Annotated in this window: 17 protein-coding genes and 1 riboswitch; of the genes, 14 read left to right on the top strand and 3 right to left on the bottom strand. The window is 47.1% G+C overall.

Annotation, left to right across the window (positions count from 1 at the left end):
- Nucleotides 1-201: 201 nt before the first annotated feature.
- Nucleotides 202-939, bottom strand: coding sequence for a precorrin-2 C(20)-methyltransferase (locus tag H6F77_RS06055; RefSeq protein WP_199321198.1), 738 nt, complete (start codon nt 937-939; stop codon nt 202-204).
- Between the two features lies 1 nt (nt 940).
- On the opposite strand from H6F77_RS06055, the gene H6F77_RS06050 reads away from it, so the two are divergent.
- From H6F77_RS06050 to H6F77_RS06015, 8 genes are all read left to right on the top strand, one after another.
- Complete coding sequence (locus H6F77_RS06050; protein ID WP_190486335.1) at nt 941-1,642, top strand: esterase/lipase family protein; 702 nt, start codon at nt 941-943, stop codon at nt 1,640-1,642.
- 475 nt (nt 1,643-2,117) lie between these two features.
- Nucleotides 2,118-2,269, top strand: a riboswitch (guanidine-I (ykkC/yxkD leader).
- A 117-nt stretch (nt 2,270-2,386) separates the two neighbouring features.
- Complete coding sequence (locus tag H6F77_RS06045) at nt 2,387-3,592, top strand: agmatinase family protein (RefSeq protein ID WP_199321197.1); 1,206 nt, start codon at nt 2,387-2,389, stop codon at nt 3,590-3,592.
- Nucleotides 3,593-3,711: 119 nt separating this feature from the next.
- The gene (hypA, locus tag H6F77_RS06040; protein ID WP_190486333.1) at nt 3,712-4,092 is read left to right on the top strand and encodes a hydrogenase maturation nickel metallochaperone HypA; all 381 of its coding nucleotides are present in this window, start codon (nt 3,712-3,714) and stop codon (nt 4,090-4,092) included.
- On the top strand, nt 4,037-4,783 hold the full coding sequence (gene hypB / locus H6F77_RS06035) for a hydrogenase nickel incorporation protein HypB (protein WP_514131584.1): 747 nt from the start codon (nt 4,037-4,039) through the stop codon (nt 4,781-4,783). Before hypA ends, hypB begins: the two co-directional genes overlap by 56 nt.
- 357 nt (nt 4,784-5,140) lie before the next feature.
- Complete coding sequence (locus H6F77_RS06030) at nt 5,141-6,205, top strand: aliphatic sulfonate ABC transporter substrate-binding protein (RefSeq protein WP_190486328.1); 1,065 nt, start codon at nt 5,141-5,143, stop codon at nt 6,203-6,205.
- A 46-nt stretch (nt 6,206-6,251) separates the two neighbouring features.
- The gene (locus H6F77_RS06025) at nt 6,252-7,097 is read left to right on the top strand and encodes an ABC transporter permease (protein ID WP_190486326.1); all 846 of its coding nucleotides are present in this window, start codon (nt 6,252-6,254) and stop codon (nt 7,095-7,097) included.
- Nucleotides 7,098-7,220: 123 nt separating this feature from the next.
- Nucleotides 7,221-7,994 (top strand): ABC transporter ATP-binding protein, encoded by a 774-nt coding sequence (locus H6F77_RS06020; RefSeq protein ID WP_190486325.1) that lies wholly within the window; start codon nt 7,221-7,223, stop codon nt 7,992-7,994.
- 277 nt (nt 7,995-8,271) lie between these two features.
- Nucleotides 8,272-8,967, top strand: coding sequence for a cytochrome b N-terminal domain-containing protein (locus tag H6F77_RS06015; protein WP_190486323.1), 696 nt, complete (start codon nt 8,272-8,274; stop codon nt 8,965-8,967).
- Nucleotides 8,968-9,051: 84 nt separating this feature from the next.
- Here the strand turns inward: H6F77_RS06015 and H6F77_RS06010 are convergent, their stop codons facing one another.
- On the bottom strand, nt 9,052-10,995 hold the full coding sequence (locus tag H6F77_RS06010; protein ID WP_190486321.1) for a cation:proton antiporter: 1,944 nt from the start codon (nt 10,993-10,995) through the stop codon (nt 9,052-9,054).
- A 474-nt stretch (nt 10,996-11,469) separates the two neighbouring features.
- On the opposite strand from H6F77_RS06010, the gene H6F77_RS06005 reads away from it, so the two are divergent.
- The 6 genes from H6F77_RS06005 to H6F77_RS05980 all read left to right on the top strand — a co-directional run bounded on the left by H6F77_RS06005 (nt 11,470) and on the right by H6F77_RS05980 (nt 16,990).
- Nucleotides 11,470-12,123, top strand: a complete 654-nt coding sequence (locus tag H6F77_RS06005) for a hypothetical protein (RefSeq protein ID WP_190486319.1) — start codon at nt 11,470-11,472, stop codon at nt 12,121-12,123.
- A complete protein-coding gene (locus tag H6F77_RS06000; protein WP_190486317.1) occupies nt 12,120-12,719 on the top strand; it encodes an RES family NAD+ phosphorylase in 600 nt (199 codons plus the stop codon). Before H6F77_RS06005 ends, H6F77_RS06000 begins: the two co-directional genes overlap by 4 nt.
- Before the next feature lie 291 nt (nt 12,720-13,010).
- Nucleotides 13,011-14,507, top strand: a complete 1,497-nt coding sequence (locus H6F77_RS05995) for a DUF3370 domain-containing protein (RefSeq protein ID WP_190486315.1) — start codon at nt 13,011-13,013, stop codon at nt 14,505-14,507.
- A 439-nt stretch (nt 14,508-14,946) separates the two neighbouring features.
- Nucleotides 14,947-15,417 (top strand): MarR family winged helix-turn-helix transcriptional regulator, encoded by a 471-nt coding sequence (locus tag H6F77_RS05990; protein ID WP_190486313.1) that lies wholly within the window; start codon nt 14,947-14,949, stop codon nt 15,415-15,417.
- On the top strand, nt 15,414-16,166 hold the full coding sequence (locus H6F77_RS05985) for a nitroreductase (RefSeq protein ID WP_199321196.1): 753 nt from the start codon (nt 15,414-15,416) through the stop codon (nt 16,164-16,166). Before H6F77_RS05990 ends, H6F77_RS05985 begins: the two co-directional genes overlap by 4 nt.
- 59 nt (nt 16,167-16,225) lie before the next feature.
- Nucleotides 16,226-16,990, top strand: a complete 765-nt coding sequence (locus H6F77_RS05980; RefSeq protein WP_190486311.1) for an NADPH-dependent F420 reductase — start codon at nt 16,226-16,228, stop codon at nt 16,988-16,990.
- Nucleotides 16,991-17,427: 437 nt separating this feature from the next.
- Here H6F77_RS05980 and H6F77_RS05975 read toward each other — a convergent pair whose 3' ends face one another.
- Nucleotides 17,428-19,119, bottom strand: a complete 1,692-nt coding sequence (locus tag H6F77_RS05975) for a CapA family protein (RefSeq protein WP_199321195.1) — start codon at nt 19,117-19,119, stop codon at nt 17,428-17,430.
- Nucleotides 19,120-19,121 lie beyond the last annotated feature (2 nt).

The raw sequence follows: 19,121 nt of genomic DNA, 5'->3' as shown, positions 1-19,121 counted from the left end.
GCGAGCGCCGCATTACAACAACGCGATCGCCATCAATATAAACATCCCAATCTAATGTTAGTTTCCAAATATAAATATTAATTTCAGAATTTTAAGAGCAAATTGACCTTGTAGACACTTTTTAGCTTGTCTGGCCAGATCTCAATGACGGCACACAAGAGCTAAAGGTTGCCATTTATACAGACAAATTAGTAAATTAACTTATGCGCTGACTTGGACAATTAACAAAGAAAAGTAAGGTAGTTTAAGGTTGGGGCGATCGCTCAAACCCTCATAAATTACCATCTCTGGTAGTGTCGCCCGTTCCACAACAAAGCTGCGTTCCAGCAACCCCCGCCGCTGCAACACCTCCCAAACCTCCTCATACACAGAACTCACCTTCATCAGCACCAGCACATCTGCCCAGTCTAGCGCAGCTTCCAATTCTCCCATCGAATACACTGCTGGTAAGACTGCCAATCGCTGGGAACGAATCGTCAAAGGAATTCCCAACACACCTGCCGCCGCTAGAGGAGAGCAAATTCCCGGCACTGTCTGCACTAAAACTTCAGGATGCAGATGTTGCAACGTTTGAGCCAAATAAGTAAAGGTACTGTAGAAGCTGCTATCCCCTTCGGTTACAAAAGCTACCTCTTCTCCTAGCTTGAGATATTGCCAAACTTTTTCTGCTGCTAGCTGCCAGGCTTGGGTTAGTACGGCCTCATCCTGCACGTAAGGGAAAGTCAAAGCTAGCTGCACTTGTTCTGGCTGTAACCATTGGGCGACAATTTGCTGGGCAATCCCTGGTTTGCCATTAACGCCAGCAGGGAAAGCTACAACGGGTACACTTTTGAGCAAGCGCAGTCCCTTGAGCGTAATCAATTCTGGGTCGCCTGGGCCAACGCCTATACCGTAAAGAGTTCCCACTTGCACAATAGAATCTAAAAATCCTAAATTCAAAATGCCATTGCCGACTGTAATTTTACCCGGTTATTTGGAAGGCGCGATCGCCTACCTACCCCTACAACAATCCTTAGAACAGTTGGGCTTCCCTACCCTAACAGTACCAATCCGCTTCCGCGACTGGGTGCCCACCGTAGGAGGACGGTCGATGATACCCATTTTGCGCCTCCTCGACATGACTGTAAAACAAGCATTGCAGCAATACAACGCTTCTGCAATTAATTTGATCGGTCACTCAGCAGGCGGTTGGATTTCCCGCATCTATATGGGAGAACTGCCTTATTCAATTCACGGCGATGTCACAGATGACGCTGGCTTATGGCACGCTCACCCTTATGTCTCTACTCTAGTTACGCTGGGAACTCCCCATATCAGTGGCGAACGCTGGACTCGCAAGAATCTAGATTTTGTCAAGATGAACTATCCAGGAGCTTTTTACCCCAAGGTGCGCTATGTCTGTGTTGCTGGTAAGTCTATTTTCGGTGCTAGGCGCCCGGGACAGTGGCTAGCCCATAGCAGTTATAAATTAACTTGCGGAAATGGTGAAACTTGGGGAGACGGCATTACTCCTATTGAAGCTGCTCATCTGGAGGGAGCAACCAATCTTGTCATAGAAGGTGTCAAGCATTCGCCTAGAACTCCTGGCATTTGGTATGGTTCGCCTGAAGTTATACAATCTTGGGCGTCCTATTTGGCTTAAGCGGCTAACCCCACCCTCTTCCTGTAATCCGGAAGGGGGAGAAAGAACCCTCAAGGGTAGGTTTTAATAGCAATCCTAAATTAGTTGTGAACTCTCTCTTCTACTCTTTCCTTCGCGCTCTAACGCGCTGACGCGCTTCGCTCCGCTGGTGCGTCTTCGCGGTTCCTTAAAACAACTTCTCTTACAAATCAGCTGACATTTTTAACCCGAATGCTGGACATGGCAATCCACATTCTGCATATAGCCGCAAAAGCGAGTTTATTTGTTAGATAACTTTATATTGAACGTAAAATAGAGTATTGGCGTGAAATTTAGTAACTTTAAATACATTTTAGGGCTTAACTCACTGGTAATTTAAGCAAGTAATATCTAGAATAAGTTCTCAATAAAGTTCCAAGTATCTCTGTTCTGTAGTTTGTACCGTCAAAGCTTAAACTGTTTTAGGGCAATTTACAGAGCCAGTAGAAACTAAGAATTTTATAGCTTCTAGGGTTCCGGTTTAGACAGAGCAATAAATAAAATTGCATCGCTCTAAATGCTGGTCCAAGAGAAGCAGCTGGCCGCTTCAGAATTTATAGTTTTTTGAAGGATTAGCTAGCCACACGGCGGGAGAAAAGCCCGGGAGGAACATATCAGTCTATAAGGCTGAACTTGTTCTCCTGGGCTTTCTTCGTTGGCATTCAGGAGGCAAGCAAGTGAATCTGCTCCAAAAATGTTGTTTTGAAAATCGCGCTAGGGTGCCAAATGACTGAAAATTCTCCTGAAAACCCCATATTTCAAAGCCCAGCTACAAATAATGGGGACTTCCCAAGCCAAGCGCAACGTGCCTTAGATTTGGAAACCAGGCTGCCAATGTCGGGGTGGCAACAGGAAGTATCGAAAGGGCTGGAATACGGATTAGAAGCAGCAGAGAGTATACGCGATCGCCGGATTCCTACCTTCTCTCGTGGCGAACTACCCCACTACGCAGGCATCAACACTTTCCTCAAAGCACCTTACCTCGAAGACGTTCGCAGAGTTGGAGAATACGATGTAGCCATCGTCGGCGTTCCTCACGACTCCGGAACCACCTATCGTCCCGGAACCCGTTTTGGGCCGCAAGGAATTCGGCGCATCTCTGCACTCTACACCCCCTACAACTTTGAATTAGGGGTTGACCTGCGCGAACAAATCACCCTTTGCGATGTCGGCGATATCTTCACTATTCCCGCCAACAACGAAAAATCATTTGACCAAATTTCTAAGGGCATTGCCCACATCTTCAACTCTGGTGCTTTCCCGATTATTCTGGGTGGCGACCACTCTATTGGTTTCCCTACCGTGCGCGGTATTTGTCGGCACTTGGGTGATAAAAAAGTGGGTATTATCCACTTCGATCGCCACGTAGATACCCAAGAAACAGACTTGGACGAAAGGATGCACACCTGTCCTTGGTTCCACGCCACCAACATCAAGAATGCTCCCGCCAAGAACTTGGTACAACTGGGCATTGGTGGCTGGCAAGTGCCTCGCGATGGGGTAAAAGTTTGTCGCGATCGCGCCACCAACATCCTCACCGTTACTGACATCGTAGAAAAGGGAATTGATGCAGCCGCAGACTTCGCCTTAGAACGCGCCCTCGATGGTACAGATTGCGTGTGGATCAGCTTTGACATCGACTGCCTCGACGCTGGATTTGTACCCGGTACTGGTTGGCCGGAACCCGGTGGCTTGCTGCCTCGCGAAGCCCTGAGTTTGCTAGCCAAAATTGTGCAGAAAGCACCCGTATGCGGCCTAGAAGTAGTGGAAGTTTCTCCCCCCTACGACATTAGCGATATGACCTCACTAATGGCAACTAGAGTAATCTGCGACACCATGGCGCATTTAGTAGTGTCGGGTCAGTTGCCACGTAAGCAGAAAGCCCCCTACATTTTCCCAGAGTCAGAACCTGAACTCGTGGACTGGACGTAAAGAAGGCAGGAGGTAACGAGGATAAAGGAGGTAGAACCTCCCGGATTTCGTTCCCAGCTTGAACCTGGGAACGAAAATCAACCCATCCAAAATCGAAAATCCAAAATCAAAAATCGGCTATGCACGAAACCGACATGACAAAGGCGTTAATTGTGACTGTGCGAAATTGGTGGGAAGCGCAACCAGAGCAACCCAAAATTTCCCACATTCATCTCATAGTCGGCCAGTTCACCTGTGTCGAACCTGTGAGTTTACAATTCGCCTTTGAAGTCCAGACCCGCAACACTTTCTTAGAAGGAGCAACCTTAGTAATTAGGGAAATTCCTTTAATTGCTTTTTGCCATCCTTGTCAGCAAGAATATCGTCCTGAAATTGGCATTCAATACGCTTGTCCAAGCTGTCGAGCGCCAATGGAAGATATTCGCTCTGGGCGAGAGCTAAAAATTGACCGAATTGAATATTGTTCTGACTCTGCCGAAACATATGCATCAAACGTTTGACGCTGCTTTAGGAATTAACTTGCTCCATGCTAATCAGGAAGGAGCAGACCACAACCGCGCCCATTTTGATCGATGGGGCATCACTTGCTTCAACGTTATGAGCAGCCCCGGTGCAGGTAAAACTGCATTGCTAGAAAGAACCCTAGCCGTCCTCACAAACGAATACAAAATTGCAGTAATTGAGGGCGACATGACTACGGAACTGGATGCGGATCGCCTCCGCAAATACAACGTTCCGGTGATTGCGATTAATACAGGTCGTTCTTGCCATTTGGACTCCAAAATGGTTGCGGGTGGGATTCATCGCTTAGCCCATGAATACAACCCTGCGGAATTTGATTTTGTACTTGTAGAAAACGTTGGCAATCTAGTTTGTCCGGCTGAATTTGAAGTGGGCGAACACGCTAAAGTTGCCTTGTTGAGTTTGACAGAGGGCGAAGACAAGCCCTTGAAATATCCGGTAATGTTTCAAGAAGCGGATTGCTTGTTGATTACCAAGATGGATTTAGCACCCCATCTGGATGTTGACGTGAATCAAATTGTGGAAAACGTCCGACAGATGAATCCTCACGTAGCCATTATTCCTGTATCTACCAAGACAGGAGAAGGGTTAGATGCTTGGTTTGATTGGTTACGCTCTCAGATTAATCAGTCGCCCACTGCTCAACATCAACTATCCACTGTTCATTGAAAATATAACAAGTTTATAGCAATCCTAAATCATTCGTGAACTCTCTCTTCCGCTCTTTTCTTCGCGCTCTTTGCGTCTTCGCGGTTCCTTAGTTTAGTCTTGCAGGGTGGGCATCTTGTCCGCCCAGGAATTTACCATGGGCATTATTGCAATACTCAAAGAAATTGAGGAGCAAAAGCTGTAAAAATATTGGGTTTTGCATTATTTAACCCAACAGCAGGATTTTGTAACAGAAATAACAAAGCGGTGGGTACATTATTTGCTACACATAAGCAACCGCTCTAAAAAATCATCATTCCCAATCGCCAAAAACAAACATCTGGCAACTCGCTAAAAATCTCTGTCTAAGGAGATAGTATGAAAGTGCGATCGCCCCTATCCTTCTGCATCCTTTTTCTAGCTGGATTAATTTTTGTTGTAGGTTGCGTTAATCCTGCAACGTATATCAAAACAACGACTGAAATCGAGTCCAATACCAAAGTAACTGCTAGTTCAGTCCGTCTAGGATTCAGCGCGTGGCCCGGTTGGTTTCCTTGGCAAGTAGCGCAAGAACAAGGAATTTTTCAGGCAAATAAAGTCCCCGTAGACCTCAAGTGGTTCGACGGATACCTCGAATCTATCAGCACCCTAACTGCGGGACAAATAGATGCCAACAGTCAAACGCTGGGAGATACAGTTAGCTCCCTATCGGGTGGCGCAGATCAAGTCATTGTACTGGTAAATGACAACTCCACTGGTAACGATAAAGTTATCGTCCGGGAGGGTATTAACTCAATCGCTGACCTAAAAGGCAAAAAAGTAGCCGCAGAGGAAGGCACGGTAGATCATTTTCTGCTACTGCTAGGACTGAAGAAAGCAGGTTTACAGAGGCAAGATATAAAATTTATACCTTTAGAAACAGGCAAATCCGCCGCAGCATTTGTAGCAGGACAAGTCGATGCGACGGCGGTATTTGCCCCCTTCACCACTCAGGCATTGAAGCGTCAAGGTAGTAAAGAATTATTCAGTTCCAAAGACTTTCCCGGAGCAATTTCCGATCATCTAGTATTCACGCGCAAATTTGTGCAGGAACATCCCGACCGCGTGCAGGCATTAGTTGATTCCTGGTTTGTCACTTTGGACTACATGAAGGCAAATCTAAACAAAGCCTATGAAATTATGGCTAAACGAGCAGGGGTTCCTGTTAGTGAATACAAAGATTATGCTGATGGCACTAAGATTTTCACGGTAGAGGAAAACCTAAAAGCTTTCCAAGTAGGTAACGATTTGGGTTCGCTACAATTTGCAGCTCAGGAAATGAACAAGTTTCTTACAGAAGTGGGTCTAGCAAAAAGTCAATCTGACATTAGCAAATTATTTGACGATCGCTTTGTCAAAGCCTACGCAGAAAAGATTAAAACATCATCACCGATTAGCCCGTAAGGAATGATAATAGCTGCCAATAAATATATTAAAATCCAAAACCATTATGAGTCAAAACCCTGATTCGATTCGAGATTACATCCAGCATAAAAAACTTAATTCAACGGTTTTTTGGCGACTTGCTGAAGACATTCCCAAACCCCTCAGCACAGTATTAATGGCTACATCTATTGCCCTTCCAGTGCTGTTATGGTGGTTGGCGACAACATTTGGAAACATAGACCCTCAGTTTTTGCCTTCACCGGGTAAAGTACTTGAGGCATTTGGCAGGTTGTGGAGTACTCGCGAACTCCTCAAAGATACCGTCGCAAGTTTGTGGCGCGTTGGCGTAGGGTTTATATTTGCAGCAGCTTTTTCTATCCCAGTTGGGGTTTTGATGGGCAGTTTTGCTAGCATCCGCGCCTTGCTAGAACCGCTTTTTGGGTTAATGCGCTATATGCCTGCGCCTGCATTCATTCCTTTGTTAATTTTATATTTGGGCATAGGAGAGGAACCCAAAATTACCCTCATCTTCATCGGGGTATTTTTCTTTAACTCCCTGATGGTGATGGATACGGTGAAATTCGTATCAAAAGACTTGATTGAAGCAACCTACATTTTAGGAGGCGATCGCAACCAAGCGCTACTACAGGTTATTTTTCCCCACGTTTTGCCTGGAATTCTTGATGCTTGCCGTATCAACTTAGCAGCAGCATGGCAATTAGTAATTGTTTCAGAATTGATTGCTGCAAATGAAGGTTTAGGCCGCAGAATTAGCATAGCAGGTAGGTTTTTAAGGACTGATGAGATTTTTGTTGGATTAATTGTAATTGGTGTAATTGGGCTGGCATTCGATCTAATATTTCAATATTTCCTACGTGTTTCGTGCAAATGGGCAAGTCAACAACGATAGTTATTTGCCAACGTCGCTTATGGAGAGAATAAACGCTCGCGAGGCAATTAAAATTAAAAATATATCGTTATTTGTTTATTTTATTAATTGCGAAATCTAATTTGTGTTTAAGAGGCTTAATTTATGTATCTGCAAATCAACAACCTGCACAAGCAATTTGAGACAAAAAATGGAAAATTAGTTGTCCTCAAAGACATTAACATGACCATTAAACAGGGGGAATTTATCTGCGCTGTGGGAGCATCGGGGTCGGGCAAATCTACCCTGCTGCGACAAATTGCCGGACTTGATAAGCCCACCTCTGGGGAAGTCAGAGTTGATGGAGTGTGCGTCACTGCACCGGGGCCAGACCGAGGTATGGTGTTTCAGCACTATACGCTTTTCCCCTGGATGAGCGTGCAAGAAAATACCGAGTTTGGACTCAAGCTTCAGGGCGTACCGAAGAAGATAAGACGCGAACAAGCTAGCTATTACCTTAGCGTCGTAGGGTTGGCTAACTTTGCCAAGGCATTGCCGAAGGAGCTATCGGGTGGGATGAAGCAACGGGTGGCGATCGCGCGTGCCCTTGTCTCAGAACCTAAAGTTTTGCTGATGGATGAACCCTTCGGTGCATTGGACGTTCACACCAAAGAGTCGATGCACGAATTTATGTTAGACCTGTGGCAACGCACTAAGATCACAGTCTTTATGATTACCCACGATGTAGAAGAAGCCGTCTTCCTTTCTAACCGAATTTATGCTCTGGGTGCGCGTCCTGGTACTGTGCGAAAAGAAATAACAATTAAGCTACCCGAACGCACCCAAACGGTTAAACGTCACTCTAAATTCCACGACTATCGCGACGAACTTATGGATCTGATGCGGAAACACGGACAGGAAGCATTAGCAGTTGCTTAATTAACACAAAAATAATAAACGTATGGTGCTGCGGAAGCAACTGGATGTAAAACGCGATCGCGCTTTACCTTCAGACTTCAGCAGCATTTTAATTTTATTTTTTTGTGTTAAATCAAGCGCTAGCTTTTATCGCTTTGCACCTAGAAAACGCTAATTCATAATATTTTTTTTACTTCTCTCTTCAGGAATATGCTCTTAGAGCAATAACTTCCCTTCAGAGTCTCGCTAGCATATTAACAAATGTAAAGCTTTTAGTTAAGAAAAGTAAAATCAAGCCATGAAAAGCGAGAAATATGAATTCATCTTCCGACGTTTGGCTACGATTTTAGCCACAGCTATTGTAACGTTGAGTCTGACAGCGGCGGTCACTGGTATTTTGCTGGCTTACTACTACGAACCATCAGCTGGCGGTGCTTATGACTCGCTACAAACAATAGACACAGAAGTTTCCAATGGCTGGTTAATTCACACCGTACACAATTTAGCTGGGAATGGACTAATTGGAGTTTCGCTAATAGAAATTGTAGTGATGTTTTTGGGTAGGAAGTATCAGCCTAGCTGGTTGACTGCATGGATTAGCGGGATATTGTTAACGCTTAGTGCGATCGCGCTAGGTTGGACAGCCATGATTTTAGACTGGAGTCAGTTGGGTTACTGGCGTCTTAGTATTGAGTTGCAAACCATCGAGGCGATTCCTTTCATTGGCCCGCAACTGCGAGCTATCCTGACAGGCGGCGGTGCAATTGGTACAGAGACAGTCGAACACTTTTACACCATACACAGCTACGTGCTATCAATAGGAGCGATCGCGATCGCTATTATCCATTTGGCAGCGATAATTTTACAAGAAATAGAGCAAAAGCGCCTTCAAATGAAATTAGAGGCCAATAGCTTAGTAACAGAATCCGAAAATGGAGAAACTCCGTTAGAGCCTACACCATTAAGCTTAACTGGCGGCACTTCCAAGAAATAAGGTAGAAAGTAAAAAAGGTATTTTAAGCAGCAGCAAATTTGTTCTTTCTTTTGCCTTTTTTCTTTTGCCTTTTGCCTTATTTTGTCAGGCTTCTGTAGCTTCCGCTTGAGGTTCCTTTAATTCTTGGTGGTTCGCTACAGCTACAAAAGAAATTGGTACTTCCTCAACTTCGGGCAACTTTTCCAGCGTCAGAGGAGAAGAGGGACTCGCACCCGACAAACGCTTCAGCAGATTCGGTCGAGGATCGTGCAACACATAAATAATGCGATCGCCCACTAGCCACTCCTCTGTCGCTGGCATCACCTGAAGCCGTTCATCCCGTTCCACCAAAAGTGGTACTAACTCACCAGAACGAATTAATGCTTGCAGATGAGCCTGTTGAAAAGCAAAACCATCCTCTCTCAGCGCCGTTTTTCCCAACTTCACCTGCCCTTCGCTGAGATACTGGTTCCAAGTCTTAATCGGCAAGTCAGGAATAAAAGCTTGATTAACCTTAGAATTGGTAGGCAGCGTACTAGCCTGTGGATCGCGTGGAAATACTGCCAAAACGCGAGGCGGGCGAAACTCCTCTGCTGCTCGTTGCGCCAGAACTACATTCACCTCACCATTACTCGTCATCGCCAGGAAAGTCCCCATCGAGTCGAGTCCAGCTTCTTCCAGAACTTCAGTATCCAAACCGCTACTTAAAAACACGCGCAGATTTTCCTCTTCAGCTTTGCGGCAAGCCTCCGGGTCTGTATCGATCAGCACTACGGATTCGCCCTTTTCCTGAATCAAACGAGCAATCAGAAGGCTGAGGGGATTGCAACCGATAATTACTGCGCCAGTTGCTTCATGAGAAGTGATTTGCAGCCAGCTAGCCACCCAGCGCGCCGTCAGCCCTTGCAAAAACACTGTCATCATTATGGTGAGGAAGACCAAAGCCTTGATAGAGTCGCCGCCGTTGATTCCCCTTTGGGTCAGCAAAATGGCAAACAAGGAAGCAACAGAGGCCGAGACTATCCCTCTAGGAGCAATCCAGCATAAAAATAACTTTTGCCGCCAGTTCATCCCGCTATTTAAAGTACACAGCCAGATGTTAATCGGGCGCACGATAAACATTAGCGCTAGTACCGTATAAAAGCTGCCCCACCCCAAAGCAACAACGCTGGCCATCGACAAGTCGGCAGCTAGCAGCACGAACAAGACCGACACGCCTAGAATTGTTAATTGTCCCTTAAAGCGACGCAATAATCGCTCATCGGGAACCGAGGAGGCTTTCATCACAATTCCGGCGACGACGGTTGACATCAACCCCGCCTCGCTGCGGATAGTTTGCGCCAAACCAAACATCCCCCACAAACCTGCTAGAACTACCAAGTTTTTCAGGTCTTCTGATAGAAATTTGGCCTCTTTGAGAATCCATCCCAGCAACCAGCCACCAAAAGCACCGATACCGCCGCCAATGCCGAGACGCAAGATAAGACCAATAAAAGCTTCTATCGGGTCGGTATCCACGTTCAAAATGGTGTCTAGCACGACAACGGCTAGGATAGCGCCCACTGGGTCGATTAAGACACCTTCGCCTTCTAATAGGGTGGCGACTTGCCTATCTACTTTTACCTGCTTCAGCAGGGGGCTGATGACTGTTGGCCCCGTTACAACTACTAGGGAAGCGTAGAGAAAGGCAATGGGCCAAGGAAATTCGCCCAACCAGTGCGCTGCCATCCCGCCGCCAATCAGGGTGATGAGGGTGCCAAGCGTGACGAGGTTGCGGAGGCTACCGGATACGCGACCCAAGTCTCGCAGTTCTAGGTTTAGTCCACCCTCGAATAAGATTACTGCCACTGTCAGCGCCACAATGACTTCGAGACCGCTCCCCAACATATGGGGGTGTAGCAGGCGAATGCCATCTGAACCAAGCAGGATGCCAAACAGCAGCAGAAAGACGATGCTGGGCACTTTGAGGAATTCGGCCAACACTTGGGCAGTTATGCCTGCGATGACGGCCATGACCATCTGCAAGGTTAGTTCAAAAGATGCTTCCATAGGCGCGATCTTCGCAGATTGCAAGCTGGGGTCTAAGAGTCTTGTGTTTGCGATTGAGACTGGTTTTTAGCCCAGCTGAGTCGCTTCGCGACTATTGGGTGTAGACGCGAAGCAGACAGAGTTAAACTTTAGCATAGCTATTAATACTGTTTTTGTTCACTATTATCGCCACTCGCTTAGGGAGCGATCGCGGTATTTGCTAATAGCGTTGTTGCTCCTAGCAAATCGCTTCTTGACGTAAATAGGCAGCTTGCCAGTGTTTCTATACCTTAAGTCATCGGTTTGCGTCTCAATAGGAACAATCGCTCCTTAATTAATACGCATAAAAGCAGCGATCGCGTTGAGGATGCAAAAGAGCGATCGCCTATTTCTTCTCATTTAGCTTGCAATAGGAATATCAAGCGATCGCTACCTAAGTTTACAAAGTATTTTTAAGATTGCTAGACTATACTTAGTCAACCAAGAGTAAAGACTATGCTAGCTGAAACGCGGATGCTCTTTGAAGAAGCTATCCAAGATATGTCGCCAAATGACGAAGGAGACGCAACAGCGAATCTAAACGGCAAAAACTCCTCGCTTAAGCGTATCCTCGTCAGTAGGGCACTCAACGGTTTAGCCAGTCTTTTAGAGCGAACTTCCCCAGAACTGGCGGCAAAGGCTTCCTCTGACAGTGAAGTGCTGTTGCGTTTACTGGAAATGCCAGAATTTGGCGAAATGTTGATCGAGAGCGATCCGCTAGCTGCTGCAAGAGTGCGCGGACTAAGAGCTAGAGAACAACTGCTCAATGCTAATGGTGGAGTTTTATCCAGCCAAGAAGCAGCAGAAATATTAAACATCTCGCGTCAGGCTATCGATAAACGGCGTAAAAAAGGGCAACTCATTGGTTTGTCTATGGGAAGGCGCGGCTATGTTTATCCCGTCTGGCAATTTGCACAGGGGGGTACGCTTGCAGGACTTGAGTCTGTACTAGCCGAATTGCACGACCAAGATCCCTGGATGCAAACAGCCTTTATGTTAAATGGCAATACGCGCTTAAATGGCGAATCACCATTAACGCTGCTGCTGCGCGGTGATGTAGAAGCAGTAATTGAAGCTGCACGCGAGTACGGGAAGCACGGTGCGGCGTGAACCCGGAACATCATCCCGAACCACCAGCGGATCTAGGAAAGCGATCGCTGCCAATTGTAACTCTGAGCAAGCCTTGGTTTCGCATTCATCAAACCAAATACAGTCCCCTTTACTTCGGATTTACAGGGGAAAATCGCTTCACTGCTCCAGATAAAGAATACGGCGTTTTATATATGGGAGATGACGAAGAATGCTGTTTTATTGAAACATTCGGTCAATCTACTGGCATTAATACAATTACAGCCAGCGCACTCAACAAAGTCTGCATTTCGCGAATAGAATCAATGCGATCGCTCAAATTTGTAGATTTAACAGGAGCGGGACTTGCTCACCTTGGTGCTGATGCACGACTAACTACAGAAGTACCCCATGATGTTGCGCGACGATGGGCACTAGCGCTGTGGCAACATCCCGACTCACCTGATGGTATTTATTATCGGGCGCGACATGACCCTTCAAGGTTTGCCGCAGCTATTTACGATCGCGCTGGCAATGCTTTGCAGTCTGTTATAGTAGCCAACTTGTCCAGTGCTGCGTATGCTAAAAAACTTGGCGCAATTCTCGATAATTATAAGTTTGGTCTTTTACCCGATTAATAACTCTCCTCGACATAAATTTGGCATTAGTCGGGAGCAAATAGCGATCTGCGCTAACGTGCTGAAGCACTTCGCTTCGCTGACGCAGCAGCGCTTCGCGATCGCGCTTTTCTGTAACTAGGAAGCCAAGGAACTTGTAGTTAAAACAACTGGTCAGGTTTCCTTGAAAGCGTCTGATTCACCCATAATCGCTCACCCGATAAGGCGATGGCGCATCAAGTCAAACCGGGAGAGGATTAAATACAGCGCGTGAAGCGTTAGCGAATCGCCCTTTGCTGAAGTTAAACCATCATGCCAACTGTTCAGCTTAAACATAAATTGGTTGCCCCTCTTGCCATCCTAATTGGATTAGCAAGTAGCATTGCTGGATGTGGGCCTTTTCCAGGAGGTTACACAGAAAACGCATTTCGTGGAGAAAGCCGCGATCGCGAACGAGATTCAGCAGTTATTGCTCAAGCGGTTCCTTTACCAGCACCCCAGGAAATTTTTCAATCCCAGGAAGTGCGACCTTTACCTGGCAAGCTGGACAGCGTGCCTATGTTCAACAGCAATAGTCCAGAATGGGTGAAAACAGAGGGAATTTTGCTCTCTACCTTTCCCCCAACTGGGAAAAAAGTCCCAACAGCTCACCTAAATTTTCCTTTTCAGGGGCGATTTGACTTATTTATTCACCACCAAACAATCAATCCCAAGGATTTGCAAACCTTCTATCTGGGGGTAATTCTGCACAATCCCAGCAAACAACCAGTTACGGTAGATGTGTTGCAAGCAGCGACTTATTTAACTGCTGATGCACCTTATATAAAATTGCCCCCTTATGTAGAAAATCCAGAAAATACCAGTTATGCTGGCCCAGGCGATCGCGCCGTCCATGACGTACTTAAAGGAAAAAGACAAGCTGATTTTCCGGCAAAACTGGTGATTCCCCCAGGTAAAAGCCGGATGTTGATGAATCTTCCCACACCAGTCAGAAATCTAGAAAAACCCCAGAATGGTCGCTCTGCCTTAATTCGGGTGCGTAGTAGCGGCAAAATTTATGCAGCTAGTATGACCATGTTTGCTAAGAAAAATGCTGCTGGTAATGACCGACCGCCCACCCTCGAAGAATGGCAAGCTTTACTAGATACAGGCAGTTTATCAGGCCCGCGTGATAAAGCCCCTACCGTTCCTGGAGCATCCGGTCAACTAATTTACGGTCGCGTTGCTGGAGTCGCCGACGGTTCTCTATGGAAGGCGCAGTTAACCGACCGTCCTGCTGCAAAGGATTTCACTATTCCTCAGCAAGGCAAAGCAGTTTCCTACGGCATCAGTACCCTCCGAGGCGGACAGTTGGGCACTGCTCAAGTGCAAACGGCAAAGATGCTAGTGCGCTATCCCGATACAGCCTACGAATCTCACGGTAACTATGCTGTAGAGTACAACCTCAGCTTGCCCCTCTACAATCCTACGAAACAAAGCCAGACTGTTGCTTTAACCCTGGAAACACCTTTAAAGGAAGACAAGTTAACTAAACAAGGGTTGCGTTTCCGCAAACCAGCGCTCGATTTTCCTTATTTCCGAGGTAGCGTCCGCCTGCGTTACAAAGATGACCAAGGTGCGGAAAAGACTCGCTACGTGCATTTGTGGCACAAAACTGGTCAGGTTTTGGAACCATTAGTGTCGCTCGTGATACCACCTGCAAGCCGCAGGTCGGTGCAGGTAGACTTTATTTATCCTCCAGATTCTACGCCGCCGCAAGTTTTTACTGTTAGAACTTTGAACAGTGCCAATTCTAATTCTTCTCAGTGAGAAAAGCAGGGATTAGCTTTAGCAATTTAGTTGTATTACGCCCAACATCCGGCTGATTAAATTTAAGCCGGATTTTCTCTTTATATAAACGGTCTGTTATTTTAACCTGAGTTCGGGTTAAGCAGAAGGGAGAAAAAAGGCATCGATATTGAGAGAAGGCTTTTTAGGATGAACGCACTTTCGCCCCACTGGGTCACAATCGGCGTCTGAGCAAAAATTATGAGGCGCTGCCGCCTAGCGGCAGCACCTTCGTATACGTGTCCACGATCCGCCTCATGCTCAAGCGGTGAGCCAAGCCAAAGCCGGCGAAACGCCAATTTCACGCCCGATGAAACACGCGCTTATAGGGTTCACCGTAGAAAACCCAGAAAAAAAGTGAATTATAGGTATTGCACGATTATACAGTACACAATATAATAGTTGATGACTGGATTTTTAAATGGATAACAACTCGAACATCAACCAACGGCGACAGGTGGGGAGGCAGCTTTCGTTTGCCCTCTATAGTGCGTCGAACCGCGTCATTCGGCTTCATCGGCCCTTTCTTGAGCCTTTGGGCCTGACCTATCCTCAGTTTCTGGTCATGCTCGCTCTCTACGAGGGCACCCCGCGCACTGTTGGGGAAGTAGGGCAAGAACTCGGTATGGATAACGGAACCTTGACGCCCCTCTTAAAGCGCCTTGAGAGCGCGGGGTTGGTGACGCGCACTCGTGACCTGCTGGACGAACGCCGCGTTCTTATCGATCTGACAGAAGCGGGCGAGGCACTTCGCGAGGCAGCGTGCTCGATCCCTGAAAAGATCGAGACGGCCTGCCGTCTCTCCGATGAAGACGTTGCCGAGCTTCGCGACACCTTGAACGGGCTAGGTCATCCCCGTTCAGCCAACGCCCCCGACTGGATTACCGAATGACCACCTTTTTGGGATTCACCATGTCAAATACAACACCTGTAACAAGCAGCACCATCGAATTAGCAAACGGGCCGTCGCAAACATTGTCTTTTAAAGAGACTGTGCGTGAGCGTCATTCTGTCCGGAGTTTCCTGCCAACCCCTGTCCCCGACGCTGTGCTCCGCTCGGTTCTGGAAGACGCACAACGCACACCCTCGAACTGCAACACCCAGCCCTGGCAGGTTCACATCGTCTCCGGCGCGACACGCGACGCGCTCAGCAAGGCTCTCCTTGCGGACGACGAGGCTGGTCGGATGACACCGGACTTCAGCTTCTCCACCGCCGATTTTTGCGGCGTCTACAGCGAGCGCTCAAAGGCGCAAGGGGCGGCCTACTATCAGGCGATTGGCGTCCCGCGCGAGGCGACCGAAGATCGCCGGCTCGCATCGCGATACAATCTGGAATTTTTTGGTGCGCCGCACGCCGCGTTGCTCTTCATGCCTTCCTTTGGCGACGATGTGCGAGTGGCTGGCGACATCGGAATGTACGCTCAGACGTTGTTGCTGTCGCTGACGGCGCACGGACTTGGCGGCATACCGCAGACGATGCTCGGCTTCTACGCCGACACGATCCGCGAGCTGTTGGGCATCGATCCGTCCCTGAAGATGCTGTTCGGTATCTCGTTCGGCTATCCCGACAAGGCGGCCACCGCCAATCGCTACCGGATCGACAAGGCCCCTATCGAAGAAAGCGTGACTTTCCACAATTAACAGACATTCACTATCAGACATTCACATTCAAAACGGAAGATTTACACGGAGGATTTACCATGAGTAACACGAAGAAAATGAACATCGGGATCTTGGGTACTGGTCATATCGGGAAGACTTTGGCACGCAAACTGGCTGAGGCCGGACACGACGTGAAGGTGGCCAACTCTCGCGGCCCAGAGACGATCGAGGCCGATGTGCTGGCTTATGGCGCACGCGCGGTCTCGACGGCCCAAGCGGTGGAGGACGTTGACGCGGTGATCCTCTCGATCCCTCTCAACCGCATTCCCACAATCGCGCCGCTAATCGCTAACCTACCAGCCGAGACAGTCGTCATCGACACGTCCAATTACTATCCCCACCGCGACGACAAGATCGATGCCATCAAGGCCGGGCAGGTTGAGAGCCTTTGGGTAGCCCAACAGCTAGGCCGGCCAATCGCCAAGGCGTGGAACGCGATCGGGTCCGGCTCCTTCGCCACTAAGGGCAAGCCTGCTGGAAGTCCTGACCGTATTGCCCTCCCTGTGGCTGCTGACCGCGAGAACGATCGCTCCGTGGCGATGGCGCTCGTCGAAGACACCGGGCTTGATGCTTTCGACGCCGGCACGCTCGCCGATTCGTGGCGTCAGCAACCAGGCACGCCCTGCTACTGCACCGATCTCACGCGCGAACAGATGGCGGCAGCGCTGGCATCTGCCGACGCATCACGATCGCCAAAGCGCCGGGACTTAGCAGTTGCAGTGATGCAAGAGCGGCTTGGTGACGCCACGACAAATCCGGATGCCGATTTCGGGGTTCGTCTGAGCCGTGCGATTTATATGTAACGTGAGTTCGGGATAAGAAAGGGACAAGCAAGTAAGCTAAAAGTCATTACACCAAAGCTTTACACGCTCGTCCCCTGATTAGTTTAATTGATTGCCTATTGCCTTCGTCCTAAGAAGCCTTCTCTCAATATCGATGCCTTTTTTCTCCCTTCTGCTTAACCCGAACTCAGGTTATTTTAGGATGGGTAGATTGCAAGCGAAACCCATAAACCTTTTGCCAATTTTGAGTTGCGTGCCTCAAGCCAACCTACGCTATGAAGTTGTTTAATTCATTTTTTATAGTTAAATATATTTGATATTAAATCAAAAATGCGCTTTAATACTTCAAGGTAAACCTAACACGCAAACCCTTTTACCTTGCAGCAAAGGGGCAATAAATCTTAGCCCCTCTCTTTGCAATAGATGGGTTGGGGAAGATTATAACGCGATCGCTCTTACTATTCTTTTGAAATTTCCCCTTTTTCATTTATAGTAATTGGCGTATTTGGAAAATCTTTTTTAGTTAAACTGCGAAGCATTTCTACGCTGCGAAGCTTATTATCTGGTTGGGGGATTCCTTGGCTATTTAAATAAACAGGAATAATGTTTCCAGCAACAAAATTTCCTTCTTTGCTTAATTGCACGTTTAAAATTAGCGAATTACTCAGCACTCCTTTAGTAGATAACGCTCCGTCTCCTACAAAATTGCCCAAAGAATATGCAATCAATTTTCCTTTATAAACTTCTACAGATCTGACAACGTGGGGGCCATGTCCTAAAATCAAATCTGCTCCGTAATCTACCATGCTCCTGGCAAAGAGAACCATGTTTCCTCGATTCTCTCCATAAAATATTTCCTGCTTATTCTTAACTCTAGCTGCGTCGATTCCCTCAGCACCACCATGAACTGATATCACGACAATTTCGGCAGTTTTCTTGGCTTCTTCTACTAAAGCTTTTGCCGCAGGTAGATCGTTTATGGAATTGTGAAAATCCGAATGGCTGAAACCAATAAAAGCGACGGTAATATTTTTAACATTTAAATATAGTATTTGATTTTTCTTGCCAACATATTTCATTCCTGCCTTCTCTATATTTTTTATAGTGTCGGCAAAACCTACTAAAGAATAATCTAATGAATGATTGTTAGCAACACTTAAAACATCAAAACCCGTGTCTTTCAACAGCTTTGCATATTCTGGCGGCGTGCGGAAGGCATGAACCCTTTCACGCTTGGTATCTTTGGGGCTTTTGGTATAGTTGGTTAATGTACTTTCAAAATTGCCAAATAAAATATCAGCGCCTTGCAAATAGGGTTTGACGCCTTTAAATATGATGTCATTGCCAATGTTTTGTGTCCGTTTGCGAGAAAGCTTTGTACCAGGAACCATGTCTCCTACGGCTTTTATGGTAATAGCTGTATCGGGGTTTCTAGATATTGGTTCTAATGCAGAAAAACCTTCTAAACTTTCCGCAGATTTGCGGAGTTCTTTAACTTTAGGCTTCTTGCTTGCTGGTGGCTTTTTTGCCACTAAACTAGATGGCGTATTCCGCGAAGGTTTTTTAGAATTCCTGGCTTCTTGGGAATTGAGTTGAGCGCCGACGAGATAACCTCCCGTCGCTATCAGCACCCAGCCGATGCAGCCTAATAACCGCAATAATTGTTTTTGCTGCTGCTTTTTTCGGTACTTTGTTTGTATAACTTTTGGTTTGCGATCGCTCGTTACAGCCGAGGGCTGCATCTCAATTTGTATCGATTCTGGGCTTGCAGTCGTGGCTGCGATTAAAGTCTCGGTTGGAGATAAATGCGAAGAAAGAGGTTCGCGTAGGTTTAACTTAATTGTCCAGTTATGCCAATATCGATCGCTTTGTCGCCCGTAAACGCGCACGCAGTCTATATATGGGCTGCCCAGCCGTTGCATCCCATCATAAATCAAGCGGATGCATGGGTATTGTTCTGGCACTTGAGCAGACACCAGCACCACATGCAAGCAGCTACCGTTTCGGCTGACTGTGGCGGTTAAACCGTGTTTCTGCGAAGCAATATTAATTAGAGTAGCGATCGCGCTCTCGTCGCCCTGTTTTGCTAGGGCTAAAAGGTCTGGACGACCCACAGTAGTTTTCCTCACACCACCCAAAGTCTTTCTCATAC

Source organism: Microcoleus sp. FACHB-831 (assembly GCF_014695585.1).
Taxonomy (GTDB): Bacteria; Cyanobacteriota; Cyanobacteriia; order Cyanobacteriales; family FACHB-T130; genus FACHB-831.
This window is presented reverse-complemented; position numbering and strand designations above follow the sequence as displayed.

Excerpts from the sequence above, each read along its gene's own strand:
- H6F77_RS06050 (WP_190486335.1), top strand. The coding sequence starts at position 941 with ATGCCATTGCCGACTGTAATTTTACCCGGTTATTTGGAAGGCGCGATC.
- H6F77_RS06045 (WP_199321197.1), top strand. The coding sequence starts at position 2,387 with ATGACTGAAAATTCTCCTGAAAACCCCATATTTCAAAGCCCAGCTACA.
- hypA (WP_190486333.1), top strand. The coding sequence starts at position 3,712 with ATGCACGAAACCGACATGACAAAGGCGTTAATTGTGACTGTGCGAAAT.
- H6F77_RS06030 (WP_190486328.1), top strand. The coding sequence starts at position 5,141 with ATGAAAGTGCGATCGCCCCTATCCTTCTGCATCCTTTTTCTAGCTGGA.
- H6F77_RS06025 (WP_190486326.1), top strand. The coding sequence starts at position 6,252 with ATGAGTCAAAACCCTGATTCGATTCGAGATTACATCCAGCATAAAAAA.
- H6F77_RS06020 (WP_190486325.1), top strand. The coding sequence starts at position 7,221 with ATGTATCTGCAAATCAACAACCTGCACAAGCAATTTGAGACAAAAAAT.
- H6F77_RS06015 (WP_190486323.1), top strand. The coding sequence starts at position 8,272 with ATGAAAAGCGAGAAATATGAATTCATCTTCCGACGTTTGGCTACGATT.
- H6F77_RS06010 (WP_190486321.1), bottom strand. The coding sequence starts at position 10,995 with ATGGAAGCATCTTTTGAACTAACCTTGCAGATGGTCATGGCCGTCATC.
- H6F77_RS06005 (WP_190486319.1), top strand. The coding sequence starts at position 11,470 with ATGCTAGCTGAAACGCGGATGCTCTTTGAAGAAGCTATCCAAGATATG.
- H6F77_RS05995 (WP_190486315.1), top strand. The coding sequence starts at position 13,011 with ATGCCAACTGTTCAGCTTAAACATAAATTGGTTGCCCCTCTTGCCATC.
- H6F77_RS05990 (WP_190486313.1), top strand. The coding sequence starts at position 14,947 with ATGGATAACAACTCGAACATCAACCAACGGCGACAGGTGGGGAGGCAG.
- H6F77_RS05985 (WP_199321196.1), top strand. The coding sequence starts at position 15,414 with ATGACCACCTTTTTGGGATTCACCATGTCAAATACAACACCTGTAACA.
- H6F77_RS05980 (WP_190486311.1), top strand. The coding sequence starts at position 16,226 with ATGAGTAACACGAAGAAAATGAACATCGGGATCTTGGGTACTGGTCAT.
- H6F77_RS05975 (WP_199321195.1), bottom strand. The coding sequence starts at position 19,119 with ATGAGAAAGACTTTGGGTGGTGTGAGGAAAACTACTGTGGGTCGTCCA.